Below are 16,131 nucleotides of genomic sequence, written 5' to 3'. Positions count from 1 at the left end.
GTTTTCCTATTCAGGGACGGAGAAATGCCCGCAGGCCCAATTGGCCTCCATCCGCTTCCCGATCCACCTGATCACGGGGACGGCCATGGAGTTGCCCAGCGCCCTGTAGCGCGGGGTGTCGCAAGCTGGCTTGCCGCGGTACTCCACATCGGTCCAGCCGTCCGGGAACCCCTGCAGGCGCTCGCATTCGAGCGGCGTCAGGCGGCGCACGCAGAGCTCTTCGAGCACGTGGCTCGCCTGCTTCGCGCCGGGGCTCGCGGCGAGCGCCCCGACGTGGTCGCCCTTCCCGCCGACGAGGCGGAGCTCGTCTCGGACGTTCTGGGCGAACGCGACGGGGCCGCCGCCCGGGCAGACCATGGGCCCGCCCTTTGCTGCGCTTGCGGTGAGGCTCCCGCACAACTCCTCGCCGATCGACGCGTTGGGGTTCGTGGAGGCGACGCACAGCGCGTCTGCAGGGCGCCCTCCGGCGGGTGCCGCCACGGCGTGCCGGTCGGCCGCAGTGAGCGTGTACATGCCGGCCTCGTCTGGGTCGCAGAAGCCTTGCCCGTTGCCCCCGTTCCCCGGCGCGCGCCCCACGGTGTTGCCCGCTATTCCGTAGCACACGGCGGGGCAGCGCCCGGCCGTCATCGTGGGCGAGCCCTCCTCGACGTACCCTATCCCTTTTGCGGCGGGAGGGGCGTTGAACCGGAAGCCTGCAGAACGAGGGCCGCCCTGAGCCTTGTCGGCAAGGGCCGCCCTCTTTTCTCTGCTCGTCGGAGCATCCCAAGGCATGCTTTCGGGCTCAAATAGTACTTCGCAGGCACGGGCGGCGCTTCCAAGCACGCCGACAAGGTAGACACGCTCGCGTCTTTGGGGTACGCCGAAAAACTGCGCGTCCAGCACTCTCCATGCCAGACCGTACCCGAGCTCATCCATCTTCCCGAGCAGCAGCTCGAAAGCCTTCCCGTCCTCGCACGAGAGCGCCCCCGGGACGTTTTCCCACAAGAAGCATCGAGGCATGATCTCGCGTACCGCTCGAATGTACTCGAGCATGAGCCCGGATTCCCCTTCGAGCCCTGTTCGGTTCCCGGCAACCGAGAAGCTTTGGCACGGGCTCCCTCCGACGACGATGTCCGCCTCTCCATCCAGATCCCTCCAATCGACGTCTCGTATGTCGCCCAAGTTGGGCACGTCCGGGAAGCGCGCGGACAGGACGGCGTTGCAGAAGGGGTCGATCTCGCTGAACGCGACCGCGTCCCATCCGAGAGGCCTCCATGCGCAACCCGCCGCCTCGATCCCCGAGAAGAGGCTGACGTATCTGATGGCCGCTTTCTTCTTGCGGCTGGCCGGCGCGACGCTGTCCATGGGCCCCTGCTCCTTCCTCCCGTTCCCTTGGCGAAGGAGGATGCCGCCGAGCCGTGTGCGCCGTTTCTCGCTTCCCTTCGGTGGTTGTGCGCCGTTCTGCGCGGCACCTCCCTTCCTGGCCCATTGTCCCTCGGGGCGGGGATCGGGTCGGGAAGTGCCCATATGGACATCGCTCGGCTGCGGGGCCGCACGCATGCGAAAACGGGGCCCCGGGCGTCGCCCGGGGCCCTCGCGCGGATTGCCCGGTTTGGCGCGGCCCTTCGTCCGGGCGCGGATGCCGGTCGGCTAGGCGTCGCGGGCGATGCCGGCCTCCCTGATGCCGTCGGCCAGCTTGGCGGCGTCGGCGGGCGCGAGCTCCCCGATGCGCCTTATGAGGTCGCTGAAAGGCATCTCTATGGCTTGCGAGCACCGCACGGTGGACCGCCTCAGCAGTCCGGCGCGGACGAGGTCGGCCACCTCGAACTCCCCGGGCTCGTCCCGGGGCGCGTGGCTCGTCACCTTGACGGCGACGGCGACGAGCGCCCCTTCGTCTGCCTCGAGGATCACCGCCGGCCGCACCTTCTTCACCTCGGGCGCGTCCAAGAACCTGAAGCGGCAGAGCCACACCTCAAGGGGCTCAGGCGAGGCTGTCATAGACGTCCCCTTCCGGGTCGAGCCATTCGCTCGGCAGGACGGGGGAGCCGTCCTGCGTCTTCTGGGGCCGGTAGAGCCTCTCCCTGTCTATCGCGGGGAGCGCCGCGGCCTTCGGAGCTTTCACCTCGAAGGGGAACCCTCCGGCGGCCACGAACTGGCGGGCGAATATGTTCATCGCCGTGGCGCTCGTGATCCCGATGGCGCTCGCAGTCGCGTCCATCATCCTCTTCACGTCCTCGTCCATCCTCAGGCTCATCTGAGTGGTGGCCATGCGGACCGCCTCCTTCCTCTTGGCAGGTGCGTGTCCTAAAAGTATAGCAGATGGTATGCAGATCGCTTCATTTGATATCATTTTGACAACTCCTGATTCTCTGCTTGGAGGGGGCGGGGCCGTCCTTCACCGAACACGAGCTCCACCTCCCCTCCGGGGGACAGCCTCAGCCCCGCCTCGAAGGAGGACCCCTTCCTCGACCTGAGCCCCTTGGCGCGCACGGTCTCTCCGGAAAGCAGCTTTTCGACCTGGGACCCCGTGAGCTTCTTGCCGGCCACCGTCGGGAACAGCTTGAACCCGCATCCTGCCGTCAGGGTCCACGAGCCGTCCTCCTCCCTTCGGGAGCGGTTGCTGCTGCATTGGTAGACGCCCCCGGTTCTGACGACGGGGCTGCCGCACCGCGGGCACGCGCCCGCCTCCTCCGCTCGCCGACGGACGGCCCTTGCCGGATCGAACGACCCCTTGGCCGCGGCGACCACCTCCCGCGTATAGCCCTCGATCCGGCTCATGAAGTCGCCGAGGGGCATCTCGCCGCGCTCGACGAGGGAGAGCGCCCGCTCCCAGCGGGCGGTGAGCTCAGGGGACTTGAGGCCCTCGTCCACGAGGTCGACGAGGGCCTCGCCGTCGGGGGTCGACACGATGGCGCGGCCCTTGCGCTCGGCGTACCCGCGGCCTATGATCTTCTCGATGATCGACGCCCGCGTGGCGGGCGTCCCCAGCCCTCCCGAGTGGGACGAGTCGTCGTCGATGGCGGCGCGCAAGTCGGCGTCGCCGATGAGCCTTCCGGCGTGCTGCATAGCCTCGAGCAGCCCGTCCTCGGTGTAGGGCTTCGGCGGGGAGGTCTCGCCCCTCTTCACTTCCACGCCTCCCAGCCCGAGGGCGCCCCCTCGCGCGACGTCCTCGGGGATGGGCGCGCCGCCCCTACCGGCGCCGCGCGCCGATTCTCCTCCGAGCATCGCCGAGCAGGCGTCCTCGACGGCCTCCCACGAGGCCTCCAGCGTCTCGCACGACGAGGCGCGCAGTTCGACACCCCCGGCCCTCGCGACGATCTTGGTCCGGCGCCGCGCCGCTGGGGGCATGGTGGCCGAGAGCAGCCGGCAGCACACGAGGAGGGCGACCCGCCTTTCCCGGCCCTCCAGGCGCTCGAACGCCTGCGCGTCCATCATCCTCGTGGGGACTATCGCCCCGTGCCCGGACACCTCGGAGTCGCCGACGATCGCGCGGACGCTCGCTCTCCCCATGTCGAACGCCTCGGCGGCGGCCCCGGCCACCTCGGGCCGCGCGATTTGGGCGAGCGCGCGGGAGGCGTCCTCGGCGTCGCTTTCCAAGATGCGGCGCGATTCCGTGCGCGGGTAAGTGACCAGGCCGCGCTCGTAGAGGGACTGGAGGGCCTTGAGCGTCTCGTCGGCGGTCAGCCCGCAGCGTTTGGCGGCGTCGCGCTGGAGCGCCGTGAGGTCGTAGGGCGGCGGCGCCTTGGGCCGCTCCTCCCTCCTCTCCGCCGCTTCCACGGCCGCCGTCCCGGCCGCGCGCACCCTCTCGGCCGCGGCCTCGGCCTCCTCGCGCGAGCCGAACCTGCCGGACTCGGCCGCGAAGCCGCCGAGATCGGCTTCGACCAGCCAGAACGGAACGGCTTCGAACGACCGGGCCGCCCGGGTCCTCTCGACGACGAGGGAGAGCACCGCCGTCTGCACGCGCCCCGCCGTGAGTTGCGCACCGTAGAGGGACGCGTAGGCGCGCGTGGCGTTGAGTCCGACGAGCCAGTCGGCCTTCGCCCTGCCTTCGGCCGCGTCGGCCAGCCCGTCGTAGTCCGACAGAGGGCGCATGGCGGCAAGGTCCCTCTCCACGGCCTCCGGAGTGAGCGCCGTGCTCCAGAACCGGAGGGCGGGCTTCGGGCACCCCGCATGGGAGAGCACACGCCGGAAGATGCCCTCCCCCTCGCGGTCGGCGTCGCAGGCGTTCACCAGCTCCGCGACGTCGCCCCTTCCCATGAGCGACGTCACGATGCCGAGCTGGCGCGCGGCGCCGTCCTCCTCCGAAGGCTCCCAAAGCCACTCCTCCGGCACCATGGGCAGGTCGTCGGGGTTCCAGCGCCCCGCCCACTCGGGGTACCTGTCCGGAGGGGAGAGCTCGACCAGGTGTCCGCGGCACCAAGTGACCACGTCGCGCTCGCCCTCGAGGAACCCGTCCTCCTCCCTGTCCGCTCCGACCGCCCGCGCTATGGCCCTCGCGACGCTCGGCTTTTCTGCGACTATGAGCCTCTTCAACGGCTCCTCCTCTCTCGACTATCTGGCCTCCCGGCCTTCCGTCCCTTTCGGCGCGGAGCCCCTTTGGTCCGCCTCGCGCCTCGCGTCGTCCATCCGCTCGCCCAGCCCGCGCCTCCTGGCACCGCGCGCGGGAGGCGCCAGGTCCGAGGAGGTCGGCTTCCCCGGATGGGCGAAGGCGACGGACGGGCAGCCGAGGACGTACTCGGCGCACTCCTCGAAGCTCCCGTACCCGGACGAGACGCCCTCCTCCTTCGCTCCGAGCGCCCCCGTCTCGGGGTCTGCCTCGTAGAGCGCCCACCGCATGCGGCCGGGATGGGCCTCGGACAGGGACACCTCCGCGAGGAGCCCCTCCTTGCCCGGCTCTCCCGGCCTCCACGTTCCCGCCGTTCCGGCCCGTTCGGGATGGGCGGCGATTTCGAGGATCGCGAGGTCGCATTCGTCGAGAAGGCGCCCCTCGCCCCCTTCCAGGGCCTCGCGGAGGATCCTCGCGAGCTCGTCTTCGGGCAGTCGGGGCGCGTCGGCGAAGGAGAGCCGGCCCTCCGTCTCGGCCAAGGCGTCCGCCAAGATGCTCGCGATCCAGTCGAGGGGGCGGGAGGCTCCGAGCATGCGCCAGGCCCTCTCGGCCGCGTCGATGACCCCGTGCACTTCCTCCCCGCGTATGCCCCAGGGGCCGTCGAGGAGCGATTGCGCGGCGCTGCCTCGGCGCAGGGCCTCCCTGTCGGCCGCGCGCCAGGCCGCCATGTCGGCGCGGAGGGGGAGGCCCACCCCGCGCGCGAAGAGGGCCGCCTCGCCGCGGCTGTCGAACGTGCCGAGCGAGGGCCCTCCCGGGGCCGGGGCTCCGTTGTAGCCGAGCCACGACCCGGTTCCGTCCGCCGTGTCCGCGACGAGCATGGGGCCGTCCTCCTTGGGTCCGCGGGCCGCCTCCGCCTCGAGATGGGCGCGGGAGACGAGCTCGGCCACCCTCTCCCCGTCCGCAGCCGCGCGCCATTCCCCGGACTCCGCGTCGCGGTAGGGCCTGAAGGTGATCGACGCCTCGGAGGCGGCCCCCTCGAAGTCGACGCGGCAGCGTCCCTCGCGCGCGGCTTCCTCGACCCTGCGCTCGAGCTCCCTCGCGCGCTCGGGCGTCGGCTCCGCGCCGTCCGCCTCCGCGAGGGCGTCCCTCAGCCTGGTCCTCAGCGCGTCCGTCATCCTCATGTCAGCGTCTCCTCCCTCTCGTTCGCCCTCTCCGCGGCGCCCTTCGTCGCGTCGGTCGATGCGGACGCGGCGCGCGCCTCCTTCATCTGCTGCGCCAGGCCCTCAATGCGCCGGGCCGACGCGGGCCGGCGGGTCCTTTTCTCGTCCCTCTTGAGCTCTTCGAGCTGGCGGGACAGCTCCGAGTACTCGCGCTCGTGGCTCCACGGCCTTCCGAGCTCCGCCCTCGCCTCCTCTAGCTCCGCGCGGGCTTCGGCGAGCTTCCCCTCCAGCTTCCTCTCGGCTTGCGCGATCTCGGAGATCACGCGGTCCATCTGGGCGATCGCCGATCCCTGGACGGATGCCGAAGGATGGGGCAGGGGTTTCGGGGCGCGGTGCTCGCAGGCGCCCGCGAGGGCGATCCGGGGGATGGGGTCCCCCGACAGGGGGTCGGGGTCGGCCGTCATCATCACGTCGAACCCCCGGTAGCTGCCGACCCTCTCCGAAAGGCCGGGGCGGCCGCGCCCGCGCAGCTCCCACAGGGCCCTGCACGCCGCCCCCCTGTCCGAGAGGCGATCGCCCATGACCTCCATGCCCCTCCACTCGCCGCCCTCCGTCGTCTGCGGCGGCGCGGCGCGGGCGCGCGGCCCGTCGCTCCGCGCCGCCTCCAGCTTCCGGGAGAGGCCCTCGACGCGGGGCGCGATCAGCGCCTCGATGCGCGTGCGCAGGTCCGCCTGCTGCTTCGAATGCGCCGAGCGCAGCAGCGTGAGCTGCCCGAACCGGTTCTCCAGCTCCATGCGCCTTTGGATGTTGGGGTCGCCCGTGGCGAGGGCCTTTATCTCGGCGTAGGACAGCACCGTCTCGTCGAGGTCGGACGCCTCGCGGACCGGCGACTCCGAGGTGAACACCTGGCTGATGAACGCCTGCTTGTTCTGCACCAGCTGGTACAGGTAGCTGTCGAACGTCCCGGAGGTCACGTACCGGTAGACGCTCACGCGCTCGTTGAGGTTGCCCCTGCGCACGATGCGGCCGAGGCGCTGCTCGAGGTCGGACGGGCGCCACGGGCAGTCGAGGTCGTGGGTCGCCACGAGGCGCGTCTGGACGTTCGTCCCCGTCCCGAGCTTCTGCGTGCTGCCGACGAGGATGCGGGTGCGCCCCTCCCGGACCCGCTCGAACAGCTCCTCGCGCCTCTTCGGCGTGGGCGCGTCGCTCACGAATGCGACCTCGGAGGAGGGCACCCCGAGGGCCGAGAGGCGCTCGCGCAGGTCCTCGTATATGTTCCATTTCCCCGAGGCGGGCGTGGACGCGTCGCAGAACACGAGCTGGCATCCCCGCTCCCGCTCCGTCTCGCGCCATATGGAAGCGACCTTCCGGGCGCAGGCGTCCACCTTGCCCCCGTCGAGCGGGTCGGAGTCCCCGTCCGGGTCGAGCAGCTTCGGGTCGAGCGCCACCTTGCGCCCGTCCCCCGTTATCTTGAGCATGTTGTCCACGTCGGGGTCCACCGCCCCGCTCCGCACGAGCGCCGCGCGGTCGGCGAGCTCCCCCACAGCCTCGCGCTGCTCGGGCGTCGCCTCCACGGCCACGGGGACGATCCGGCACTCGGGCAGGTCGAGCTCGATGTCCGAGTTCGTCTTGATGTCCGCGTAGCAGTGGAACGAGGCCATGAGCTCCGGAAGGTTGTGGAAGCGCCCGAACCGCTGCTTGATGTGGAATCCCGTGCCCTCCGGCCTGAGCTCCACCGACTCGGTGATCTCGCCGAAGGTGGAGGCCCACGACGCGAACGAGGACGTCCCCTGGGATTCGAGGAGCCCGGGGGCGAGGTAGCGCTGCATGTTGTAGAGCTCGCTCATGCTGTTCGACACCGGGGTGCCGGTGAGGAACACGAGGTTCGACGGGTTCTTCTCTCTGATGAGGTCGCATTTGTCCAGGAGGTCTTCGCACTTCTGCGATCCCGACACGCTGATCCCCGACACGCTGATCGAGGTCGCCACCGCGAGGTTCTTGTAGTTGTGGGCTTCGTCGACGACGAGCATGTCGAAGCCCAGGTCGTCGAAGTACACCCCCTCGGGGTCGATCTCGGCGCGCAGCTGCTCCATCTTGCGCTCCGACGCCTTCCGGGCAGACTCGATGCGCTTCACGCTCAGGGGGTTGCCGGACTCGTCGGCAGCCTCCCGAGCCTGAGCGAACTCCTCCACGCGGCTCTCGAGGGCCGCGATCCTGCGCCTGGGGGAGACGGGCACCATGCCGAAGCGCGACTGGGCGACGATCACCGCGTCCCAGTCCCCCGTGGCGGCCCGCCCCCAGAACCGCTTGACGGCCTCGGCTCCGCGCATGTCCTCCCGGCCCATCACCAGGATGCGCGCCGACGGGTAGAGCCGGACGAAGTCCGCGGCCCACTGCTCGGTCAGGTGGTTGGGCACGACGACGAGGGGCTTTCTGGCCTTGCCGAGGCGGCGCGCCTCGCATGCCGCCGCTATCCCGTCGAACGTCTTGCCCGCGCCCACCACGTGGGCTATGAGCGTGCCCTCCGGGGCGAGCAGGGCGCGCGCGATGGCGTCCCGCTGGTGCTTCGTCAGCTCGACGGCCGACGACATGCCAGGGAACGTGAGCGACGATCCGTCGTAGGATCTGGGCGCGGTGGCGTTGAACCGGGAGTTGTAGATGCGGCAGAGCTCGGCGGCGCGCCCGGGATCCTCCCACGCCCATTCCTTGAACCGCTCCACGAGGGCGCGCCTGCGCTCCCACGCCGCCATCGTCGCCGCATGGTCCCTCCTCCTCTCCCCGTCGCGCCCCTCCCTCGTGACCGTCAGGTCGGTCGAGTTGAGCGCCGAGGAGAGTATGTCTAAGCAGCTTCGCTCGGGAGTGCCGTACGCCTCCCGGGCCGCGGCGCGCACGTGGGAGGCGGTCCCCGAGCAGGATACCCTCCATTGCCCCAGCACGTCCGAACGGGCCACGGAGAACCCGCGCATGACCGCGTCGTTGCGCGTCGGGAGGCCGAACGTCTCGACGGCGAAGTCGTGCACGATCTTCGGCGGGACCCAGTGGCTCCCGAGCGTGAGGGCTATGTCGGCCGGGCCGAGCTCGGGCGGCATGGCGGCCCTCACCCTTTCGAGGAGCCGTTCGAGCTTCCGCACGCGCCCTTCGTCCTCCTCGCGCGGATTGGACTCGAGGAAGGTGCGGCGCTGCCTCTTGAACGCGGCCAAGCCCTCCGGCGTGGCCCGCAGGTAGGTCCTGCGTCCGTAGTACGAGGGCGCCTCCTCCAAGGCGACCTCCAAGAGGTACTCCGGGAGGGCCTCGTCTTCCGCGAGCGCCCGCGCGGCGGCGTCCCTCGCAATGCGGATCGGGGCGTCGATTCCCGCTGCTCGGCACGCCGCCCGCGCCATGTCCAGGCTCATGCGGGCCATCGCCGCGAAGGCGGCGTCCGACTTCGGGGCGTGGAGGGACGCGAGGAGCGCTCCGTACGCGGCCGTCTCACCCGGAGGGCATCCCGCGGCCTCGAACTCCGGCGCCAGGAAGTTCAGCATGGCGGCGTCTGCGGGCACCCCGCTGCGCGAGGACTCCTCGAGCAGGTCGCGGACGGCCGCCATGCCGCATCCCGCCGACCTGCCGGCGAAGCCCTTTCCGTTCAGGACGGCGCCCACGGCCACGTACCTCTCGGCTGCGAGCGGGTTGACGGCCGAGGCCCAGGCCCCCGACTTCGCGAGGTCCTTCTTGAGGTCCGGCCACGGCCCCTCCTCCGGCTCGACGGCGTCCAGCCCGCGCTCGGCGAGCCATGCCGCCCTTCTGCCCTCCTCCGGCTCGCGTTTGAGCCGGCCTATCTCCGATTCGAGCCACTCCCTCTTCCCGGCCAGGTTGCCGGAGAGGTACTCGTCGGCCATGAGCGCCTCGCCCGTCTCGGGGTCGACCACCGCCAGGTCCCCCAGCTCTTCGAGCGCCCCGGCCTCGTCCGTGCCGAGGAGCCCTGCTATGTAGGAGAGGTCGAACCCTCCCTTGCGGTCGATCGAGTAGGCCAGCGCGTCGGCGGCGGACTCGGCGCGCTCGAGGGGCGGGCGCTCGGCCGCCACGACGCGCCGGGTGAACACGTCCGCCTTGGAGACGAACTCCCCCTTGGCGTCCGTCACCTCGAGGCCGGACAGGAGGTAGTACGAGGCTTCGGAGGGGCTGTAGAGCTTGGCGTTGCGCTTGTCGGAGAGCCGCCCGTGCAAGATGACGAAGCGGTCGTACGCGTCGTTGAGCGCCCCCATGGCCGACTCGACCTGCCGCTCGTCTGCCGAAGGGGACGCCTCGAGGGCGAGGAGGGCTCTGGCCAGGTCGCGGATGCGGACCATGCCCGCGAGGCGGTCGGCGTCCCTCCTGGGGAGGGGCACGGGCTCGACGGTGCTGCCGTTGCCGAACCACACGCGGCCGCCCTCGTCCAGGGCGTACTCGTAGTCGCCGGAGGGCTTCGGCGTCTTCGCAATGTAGGGCTCCGGCGCCTTCGCCGCCATCGCGCGGGCTCGCGTCCCCGGCGCATCCTCCACTCGCTCGAGCTGCTTGGCCGCGAGCCTCTCGATGGCGTCGGACAAAGGTTCGTCCCCCTCGCGCCTGACCGCGGGGACGGGGCCGAACCTGCCCGGCACGATGGAGAGCCGTCCCGCCGCGCACTCGGGCCTCTGCGCGACGATCGCGTTGACGAACGCCCCTTCGACCTCGACGGAGCGCACCCAGGGCTCGTCGACGTCCTCGAGGCGCTCCGGCCTCTTGCGCAGGAAGATGACATCAGCTGCGACCTCGGTCCCCGCCTGCTCGAGGAACACATTCCCGGGCAGGCGCACGCAGGCCGCCAGCTCGGCCCTGCGCGCCATCTCCCTGCGCACGCGCCCGCCGCGCTTGTCCATCAGGAAGCGGGACGCGACCACCGCGACGACGCCGCCCGGCCGCACCGCGTCGAGCGATCGGAGGACGAAGTAGTCGTGGATGGCCAGCGTCCCGACGCCCGGGTAGGCGATCTTGATGCTGTCCGAGAAGGGGACGTTTCCTATCACGGCCGAGAACGACCCTTCGGGGAAAGCGCACTCCTCGAACGGCGCGCACACGACCTCCGCGTCGGGGGACAGCGCCTGCGCGATGGCCGCCGACAGAGGGTCCACCTCGACGGCGCGGAACCGGTACCCCTCGGGCGCGGCGAGCATGAAGTTGCCGACGCCGCACGAGGGCTCCAGCACGTCGTCCGCGACCCCCTCCCCGCCGAACCCCATGCGCCCGAGCGTGCCGTACATCGCGCGCACGACCTCCTCGGGCGTGTAATAGGCGGTCAGGACCGACGACCGGGCGCTCGCCAGCTCGTCGGGGGAGAGCAGCTCCTCGAGGCGCGCGAGGGTTCCCGCCCATTCCCCTCTGCCCGAGAACGCGTCTGCGCACGGGCCCCATCCCGAGTAGGCGGCGAGGGCCCTCGCCTCGTCGGCCGTCGGGCGCCCGCCGCGCTCGCGGACGGCGGCCAGGGCCTCGATGGCGGCGAGGTTGCGGGCCGCGTGGTCCGCGGGGCCGCCGCCCGCCTGCGCTCCCAGGTCTACCTTGGGGAGCCCTACAGGGCCTCGACCACCTCCTTGACCGCTTGGGAGCGCGCCTTCATCTGAGCCGCCATCGCCGCCGTGTACCACGCCCCCCAGTCGCGCGCCTTCTGCTCCTCGTCGGCCCCCGCTTGGACGCGGTACACCTCCTCCAGCTGGGCCCTCCTCTCGTTCACGAGCTTCTCCGTCTCCTCGAGGTGGGCGTCCAGCGTTCCCGCCTCCCTCATGCCCTCCAAGAGGGCCGGGGCGTTCTCCTCCAGGAACGCCAGCCGCATCGCCGCGTACCCGCTGTACGCCTGATCCGTCAGCATATCCTTGCTCCTTTCCTTGAAAAACCGTAGAAAAACCCAGTTTATCATTATAGGCGAGCTCCTCCGGCTTGTCCACTTCTGGGGCGTCCTGGGAAAACAGGTCCAGCGATAGCTGCCCCGGAACCACGGCGTTTCTTCTCATGCGCGCCATGCGGGATACTGACCTCCTTGTGCGATGCTCGGCCGGATCGAGGTGGGCCGTCTAGATGGACATGCCCCTGAACGCCGCCGGGGCCGTCTGCGGGCGGGCCGCCTCGCGCGACCCCTCTGCCCCGACAGCGGCGGCCTGCTGCGCCGAAAGGCTCTCTCGCCGCGCGGGCTCGGGGCGCTCGCCGCGCCCGCGGGCCTCGTCGCCGCGCTCGGGGACGGTGGTCAGCGCTTGGACGATGGCCTCCTCGAGGGCCTGGGGCGAGACTTCGATCCTCTCCTGGAGCCTCCTGCCGTCCGGGTCGAGTGCGGGCTTCAGCCTGTTCTCCCGGCGGTCGTAGAGCAGGACATCGCGATGAAGGCGCACGTCGCGGTCGGCGAGCAGGGGGATGACGCTCATGGCCGACGAGTACCTCGACTCGTCGACGAACAGGGGGTTGAACACCCACCCGTTGCCGAGGGGCTTGCCCCCTATCTCCGCGTGGGCGGGCACCTTCACCTCGTTGAACGTCGTCCCGTCCCGTTTCGCCACCTCTCGCACGTAGGGCTCGGTGGGGACGGTGAGGTACACCTTGGGCACCCTCTCCTCCTGCGGGACCCCTCCCGTCGCGCCCCTCGTCTCGGCGTACTCCATTTTGGCCTCCTCTCTCGTCGGATGGTTCTCCCATTGTGCGCTTTCGCCCCGCCGCGATGCCGAGGTGCCCATATGGGCACCTTTGCCCTCTCCGCGCCGCCTCCGGCCTATCCTCCCAGTATCTCGCGGGCCCACGAGCCGGTCTTGCACATGGCGACGAGCATCACGAGCATGAGCGCGAGCCACTGGGCGAACACCCCCATGGCATCGGCGAGCTGCCCCACCGCTCCCATGTCTCCGAGGTTCGCGTACCCGATGGAGGAGATGATCGCCGGGAAGAAGTACAGGACGGCGAGCAGGAGCGCGTTGGCGAGGGCGACGCCGGCGAAGCTCTTGAGGAACCCGAGTCCCGCGCCGCGCGTGCCGTCCACGCCGAGCAGGGCGATGGGCAGGGCCGAGAACGCGGCGTACACGTATATCTGGACCGCTCGGCCATACACGAGCAGCTGGGCGACCACGTGCGCAGCGAACGCGCAGGCTATCTGGAGGCAGCAGACGACGAGCACGACGAGGCAGACGGCTATGTCGGTGCTCTCGAAGGCCGCGTCGGGCATCGACTGCGCGGCGACGCCGCTCGCCGCGGTGATCGACGCCATGACCTTCCCCGCCGTGCGGTAGATCGCATCGCATATCTGCATCGAGTTGTCGATGAGGAGCTTGCCTACCGCGTACCCTACGAGCAGCATGCAGATGTTCTCAAGCCCGGGCATCCCGGTCATGGAGCCGTCCGCCCGCTGCGTCAGCTTGACGAACTGGAGGACCATCGACAGCGCCAGGACGCAGTAGGCGAGCGGACGGACGGCGTTGGCGTTGACGGCGCTGCCCATCTCGTGCACTCCGGAGAGGAGCTCTCCCAGGCCGCCGTGCTGCATCTGCGAGAGAACGGTTCCGGCGGCCAGCGCCCCCACGAGGTCGGTGGAGACGGAGGCGAGGGTGCGGCCGAGGTCGTTGCACAGGCCGCAGAGCCAGTTGTTTATATCGGTGCCTATGTCGGCCCAGGCCGTCCCGGGGAGGGCGGCGGTCGCAGCGAGGGCCAGCGCGAGGCACAGGGCGATCCTGCCCGCGGCCGCGCGCGTCACGACGGCCCTCCGGCCATCGTGGAGCATGCGATCCCGCCCTTCCCGTCGCAGACGGCGGCCACCTCCACCCCCGGTGCGAACTCGGAGGCGAAGTAGAGCGTCGCGGTGCCCGCATCGAAGTCGACCGACGCCAGGCCCGTGAACTCGGCGCGGGTCGCCGCGGGCAGGTTGGCGCGGCAGTGCTCGGCGACGGCGGCTTCCACCTCCTCCGGGGCCGCCGCGGCGAGGGCCGCGGCCTCCTCGGTGACCCCGTTGACCTCATAGGCCGCCTCGGCGCTTCCCCGATACGAGGGGGCCAGCTTGAACGCGGGGGACTCGACCGCCGCCGCCCCCTCGGAGGGGAGCGACAGGGAGAGCGCCACGTGCTCGCCGCCGGCCTCGATGACCGCGGTCGTCCCGTTCGGCCTCGCGTCCACGCTCTCGATGGAGAACTCCGTGACGACGCCCTCGGACTCTCCCGCCCGACGCTCGGTGAACGTCCCGTCGCCGAACTCGAGGACGATGGACCCCGTGGCGTCCGACCACGGGGCCGATCCGAGCCTCGCCAGGAGGTCCTGCGCCCCGGGCGGGGCCGCCTCACCGTCCGGAAGGCCCCGGCCGTCCTCCCCGCGCTCCTGGGCGTTCTCCTGCTGGCCCGCCGCTCCGTCTCCTGCGGCCACCATGGCCGCGCATCGGGCGGCCGTGCCCCCGGTGAACAGCGCGACCGCGGCCGCCACGGCGATGATCGCCGCCCTCTTCCCTCTCATGGCATCTCCTTGTCTCTCGCGTCGATTCCCGTCCGGGCGCCGCCCGCCGGGCCCTCTTGCGCGTCCTCGGAGGCGAACCGCCGCTCCAGGTCGGCGACGGAGCACCCTATGCGGAACGTGTTCCAGGCCCGCTCGTCCATGCGGCTCAGCAAGCTCCACAGGTCGGGGTGCCGCCTTCGCAGCGCGCGCAGGTCGGGGAGGGACTGGAGGGGGCAGCACCAGCATGAGAGCCTGTTGAAATGCCGGTACTCGCCCTCCCAGTCGAGTTCCCGCCTCCGGCAGTAGTCCAGGGCGTCTGCCTCCGTCACGCCCCATTCGGCCAGCGGGTAGCGCACCCCGCGCCTCTCCCTTCTCCGGCGAGGCGCCTCGTCGGCCGCTATCCCCAGGTACTGGGTCACGGGCCTCCCCGCGCTCGCGGCGCGGAGGTGGCGCGCGATCGGCTCGACCTTGAGCCGGGCGGTGCACCATCGGGCGCGCGGCCGCGGCCAGCCGTAGCCGCGGCCGCCTGCCCGCTTCCCGCGCGTGATCTCGTGGTCGAGCAGGTAGTGCTCGAACGAGAGCGGGGGCCGGACGCGGACGACGGGCACGCCCGACAGCTCCTCGACGCGCGCGAGGTGGGCCTCCATGGCGGGGAGGTCCATGCCCGTGTCCGCGTACACCGCCGCGTCAACCCTCATGCCCCTCTCGACCATCATGAGGAGCATCGCCGTGCTGTCCTTGCCCCCGCTCAGGGAGACGGCGTGGTATCCGCTCCGATCCTGCTCCATCCGGTCCCTCACCTCCTCGAAAGGTCGTCTCCGGAAAGCCAGCCCCATCCGAGCCAGCCCACGCGCCCGTTGCAGTTCGCGTACTGGGAGGAGGCCCATTCCAGCAGGCTCCACACCCGAGAGTAGTCGGCCACCTGGCCGTCTCCGAGGTAGATGCCCACGTGCCCGTAGGGGTTCTCCGCCCCGAGCCCGGGGTAGGGCCAGCCCGACGCGTACACCGCCGCCCCGACGGGGATGGCCCCCGCGTCCTCCGACACCCCGTTCGCGAGCCAGTCGTCCCAGGCCGACGCGTACCGGGCGCACGCTCCGGACCCGAAAGCCCTGTCGTACATGTCGTTCGCCCATCTGGCGCACTGCTGCTGGTAGTAAGGGGAGTTCGTCGCGTTCTGACGCGCTATGTCCGCGAGGGACTGCTGCGCATCGCTTCCACCTTCGGACCCGGTCCCCCACGGATAGTAGGCCATCACCTTTTCGGCGTGGTTCGCCGTGCCCTTGAAGCCCTCGGGGAGCGTCGCCTGGAACTCCTCGGAGGCGTCGATGGACCACTCTTCGATGCCGCGCGCCTGGCACCACGAGAACCATGCCGACATGTTGTAGTTGTAGCCCTGCGCTATGAGGGCGAGCTTCCCCGCGTCCTCGATGCCGATCTCCCCCAGGTAGCCGCTCCACATCTCCAGCCCGTCGCGGAAGTAAAGCGTTCCCGCGTAGATGGACGCCCGGGCCGTCGATGCCCCCGCGTCGCGCCACGGCCACTCTCCCACGGAGGGGCAGCATGCGACGGGGCTTCCGCGGGACGCGCCGTGCACGACTACGCCCCCGTAGCCGCATTCGGACGCTTGCATGACGTCCTGCCTCACGGAGGACAGGGGCGTTCCGCAGCCGCCGGGGCACGACACGTAGTCCGCCCCTCCGGCTGCGGGCACGCCCAGGTCCCCTCCGGATTCGGCGGCCATGAGTGCCAGGATGAAATCGGCCCAGCCCGCCTCGTCGAGCACCTCCGCGCACACCTCTTCGACCTCTCCTCGCAGCGCCTCGCAAGCCGCGGGCAAGGGCACGGCCGCGGTGCCCCTGTTCGCGTCCTCCCAGAACCACGAGAACGAGAAGACGGCGACGATGGCGGCGCATGCGGTCGCCGCAACCGCCGCGGCCGCCCCCGCGCCCCCGGCGGCCGGGAGGGCTCCCCCGGCCGCGAGCGCGGCCGCCTTCGCCAGCGGGC

At 71.0% G+C, this 16,131-nt stretch carries 11 protein-coding genes and 1 pseudogene; all 12 read right to left on the bottom strand.

What is annotated here, in order from left to right; genetic code table 11:
- Nucleotides 1-6 precede the first annotated feature (6 nt).
- Nucleotides 7-1,344, bottom strand: coding sequence for a DNA cytosine methyltransferase (locus LB310_RS04640; protein ID WP_301154648.1), 1,338 nt, complete (start codon nt 1,342-1,344; stop codon nt 7-9).
- Between the two features lie 285 nt (nt 1,345-1,629).
- Complete coding sequence (locus LB310_RS04635; RefSeq protein ID WP_301154647.1) at nt 1,630-1,977, bottom strand: type II toxin-antitoxin system PemK/MazF family toxin; 348 nt, start codon at nt 1,975-1,977, stop codon at nt 1,630-1,632.
- Nucleotides 1,961-2,248: a type II toxin-antitoxin system RelB/DinJ family antitoxin gene (locus LB310_RS04630; protein ID WP_202914305.1), complete on the bottom strand. Its 288-nt coding sequence runs from the start codon at nt 2,246-2,248 to the stop codon at nt 1,961-1,963. The genes LB310_RS04635 and LB310_RS04630 overlap by 17 nt, the downstream gene beginning before the upstream one ends.
- A gap of 77 nt (nt 2,249-2,325) precedes the next feature.
- The gene (locus tag LB310_RS04625; RefSeq protein ID WP_301154646.1) at nt 2,326-4,512 is read right to left on the bottom strand and encodes a type IA DNA topoisomerase; all 2,187 of its coding nucleotides are present in this window, start codon (nt 4,510-4,512) and stop codon (nt 2,326-2,328) included.
- Between the two features lie 18 nt (nt 4,513-4,530).
- The gene (locus LB310_RS04620) at nt 4,531-5,706 is read right to left on the bottom strand and encodes a hypothetical protein (RefSeq protein WP_301154645.1); all 1,176 of its coding nucleotides are present in this window, start codon (nt 5,704-5,706) and stop codon (nt 4,531-4,533) included.
- Entirely contained in the window at nt 5,703-11,321 is a 5,619-nt protein-coding gene (locus tag LB310_RS04615) for a DEAD/DEAH box helicase family protein (RefSeq protein WP_301154644.1), read from the bottom strand. Before LB310_RS04615 ends, LB310_RS04620 begins: the two co-directional genes overlap by 4 nt.
- Nucleotides 11,246-11,542: a TnpV protein gene (locus LB310_RS04610; protein WP_162457432.1), complete on the bottom strand. Its 297-nt coding sequence runs from the start codon at nt 11,540-11,542 to the stop codon at nt 11,246-11,248. Before LB310_RS04610 ends, LB310_RS04615 begins: the two co-directional genes overlap by 76 nt.
- Nucleotides 11,543-11,744: 202 nt before the next feature.
- Nucleotides 11,745-12,269, bottom strand: coding sequence for a hypothetical protein (locus tag LB310_RS04605; RefSeq protein ID WP_301154643.1), 525 nt, complete (start codon nt 12,267-12,269; stop codon nt 11,745-11,747).
- A gap of 161 nt (nt 12,270-12,430) precedes the next feature.
- The gene (locus LB310_RS04600) at nt 12,431-13,429 is read right to left on the bottom strand and encodes a hypothetical protein (RefSeq protein ID WP_301154642.1); all 999 of its coding nucleotides are present in this window, start codon (nt 13,427-13,429) and stop codon (nt 12,431-12,433) included.
- Nucleotides 13,399-14,148: a hypothetical protein gene (locus LB310_RS04595; protein WP_157007817.1), complete on the bottom strand. Its 750-nt coding sequence runs from the start codon at nt 14,146-14,148 to the stop codon at nt 13,399-13,401. Before LB310_RS04595 ends, LB310_RS04600 begins: the two co-directional genes overlap by 31 nt.
- Entirely contained in the window at nt 14,145-14,915 is a 771-nt protein-coding gene (locus LB310_RS04590) for a phosphoadenosine phosphosulfate reductase family protein (protein WP_157007820.1), read from the bottom strand. The genes LB310_RS04595 and LB310_RS04590 overlap by 4 nt, the downstream gene beginning before the upstream one ends.
- 8 nt (nt 14,916-14,923) lie before the next feature.
- Nucleotides 14,924-16,131, bottom strand: a pseudogene (locus LB310_RS04585) (hypothetical protein); the annotation flags it as partial.

The sequence above is a fragment of the Gordonibacter sp. RACS_AR49 genome (assembly GCF_030418435.1).
In the GTDB taxonomy this organism is placed as follows: Bacteria; Actinomycetota; Coriobacteriia; order Coriobacteriales; family Eggerthellaceae; genus Gordonibacter; species Gordonibacter urolithinfaciens.
Note: the sequence above shows the minus strand (reverse complement) of the source record. Positions and strands in the feature narration are given on the sequence as shown.

Coding starts and splice junctions, on each gene's coding strand:
- LB310_RS04640 (WP_301154648.1), bottom strand. CDS start 1,344: ATGGACAGCGTCGCGCCGGCCAGCCGCAAGAAGAAAGCGGCCATCAGA.
- LB310_RS04635 (WP_301154647.1), bottom strand. CDS start 1,977: ATGACAGCCTCGCCTGAGCCCCTTGAGGTGTGGCTCTGCCGCTTCAGG.
- LB310_RS04630 (WP_202914305.1), bottom strand. CDS start 2,248: ATGGCCACCACTCAGATGAGCCTGAGGATGGACGAGGACGTGAAGAGG.
- LB310_RS04620 (WP_301154645.1), bottom strand. CDS start 5,706: ATGAGGATGACGGACGCGCTGAGGACCAGGCTGAGGGACGCCCTCGCG.
- LB310_RS04610 (WP_162457432.1), bottom strand. CDS start 11,542: ATGCTGACGGATCAGGCGTACAGCGGGTACGCGGCGATGCGGCTGGCG.
- LB310_RS04600 (WP_301154642.1), bottom strand. CDS start 13,429: ATGCTCCACGATGGCCGGAGGGCCGTCGTGACGCGCGCGGCCGCGGGC.
- LB310_RS04595 (WP_157007817.1), bottom strand. CDS start 14,148: ATGAGAGGGAAGAGGGCGGCGATCATCGCCGTGGCGGCCGCGGTCGCG.
- LB310_RS04590 (WP_157007820.1), bottom strand. CDS start 14,915: ATGGAGCAGGATCGGAGCGGATACCACGCCGTCTCCCTGAGCGGGGGC.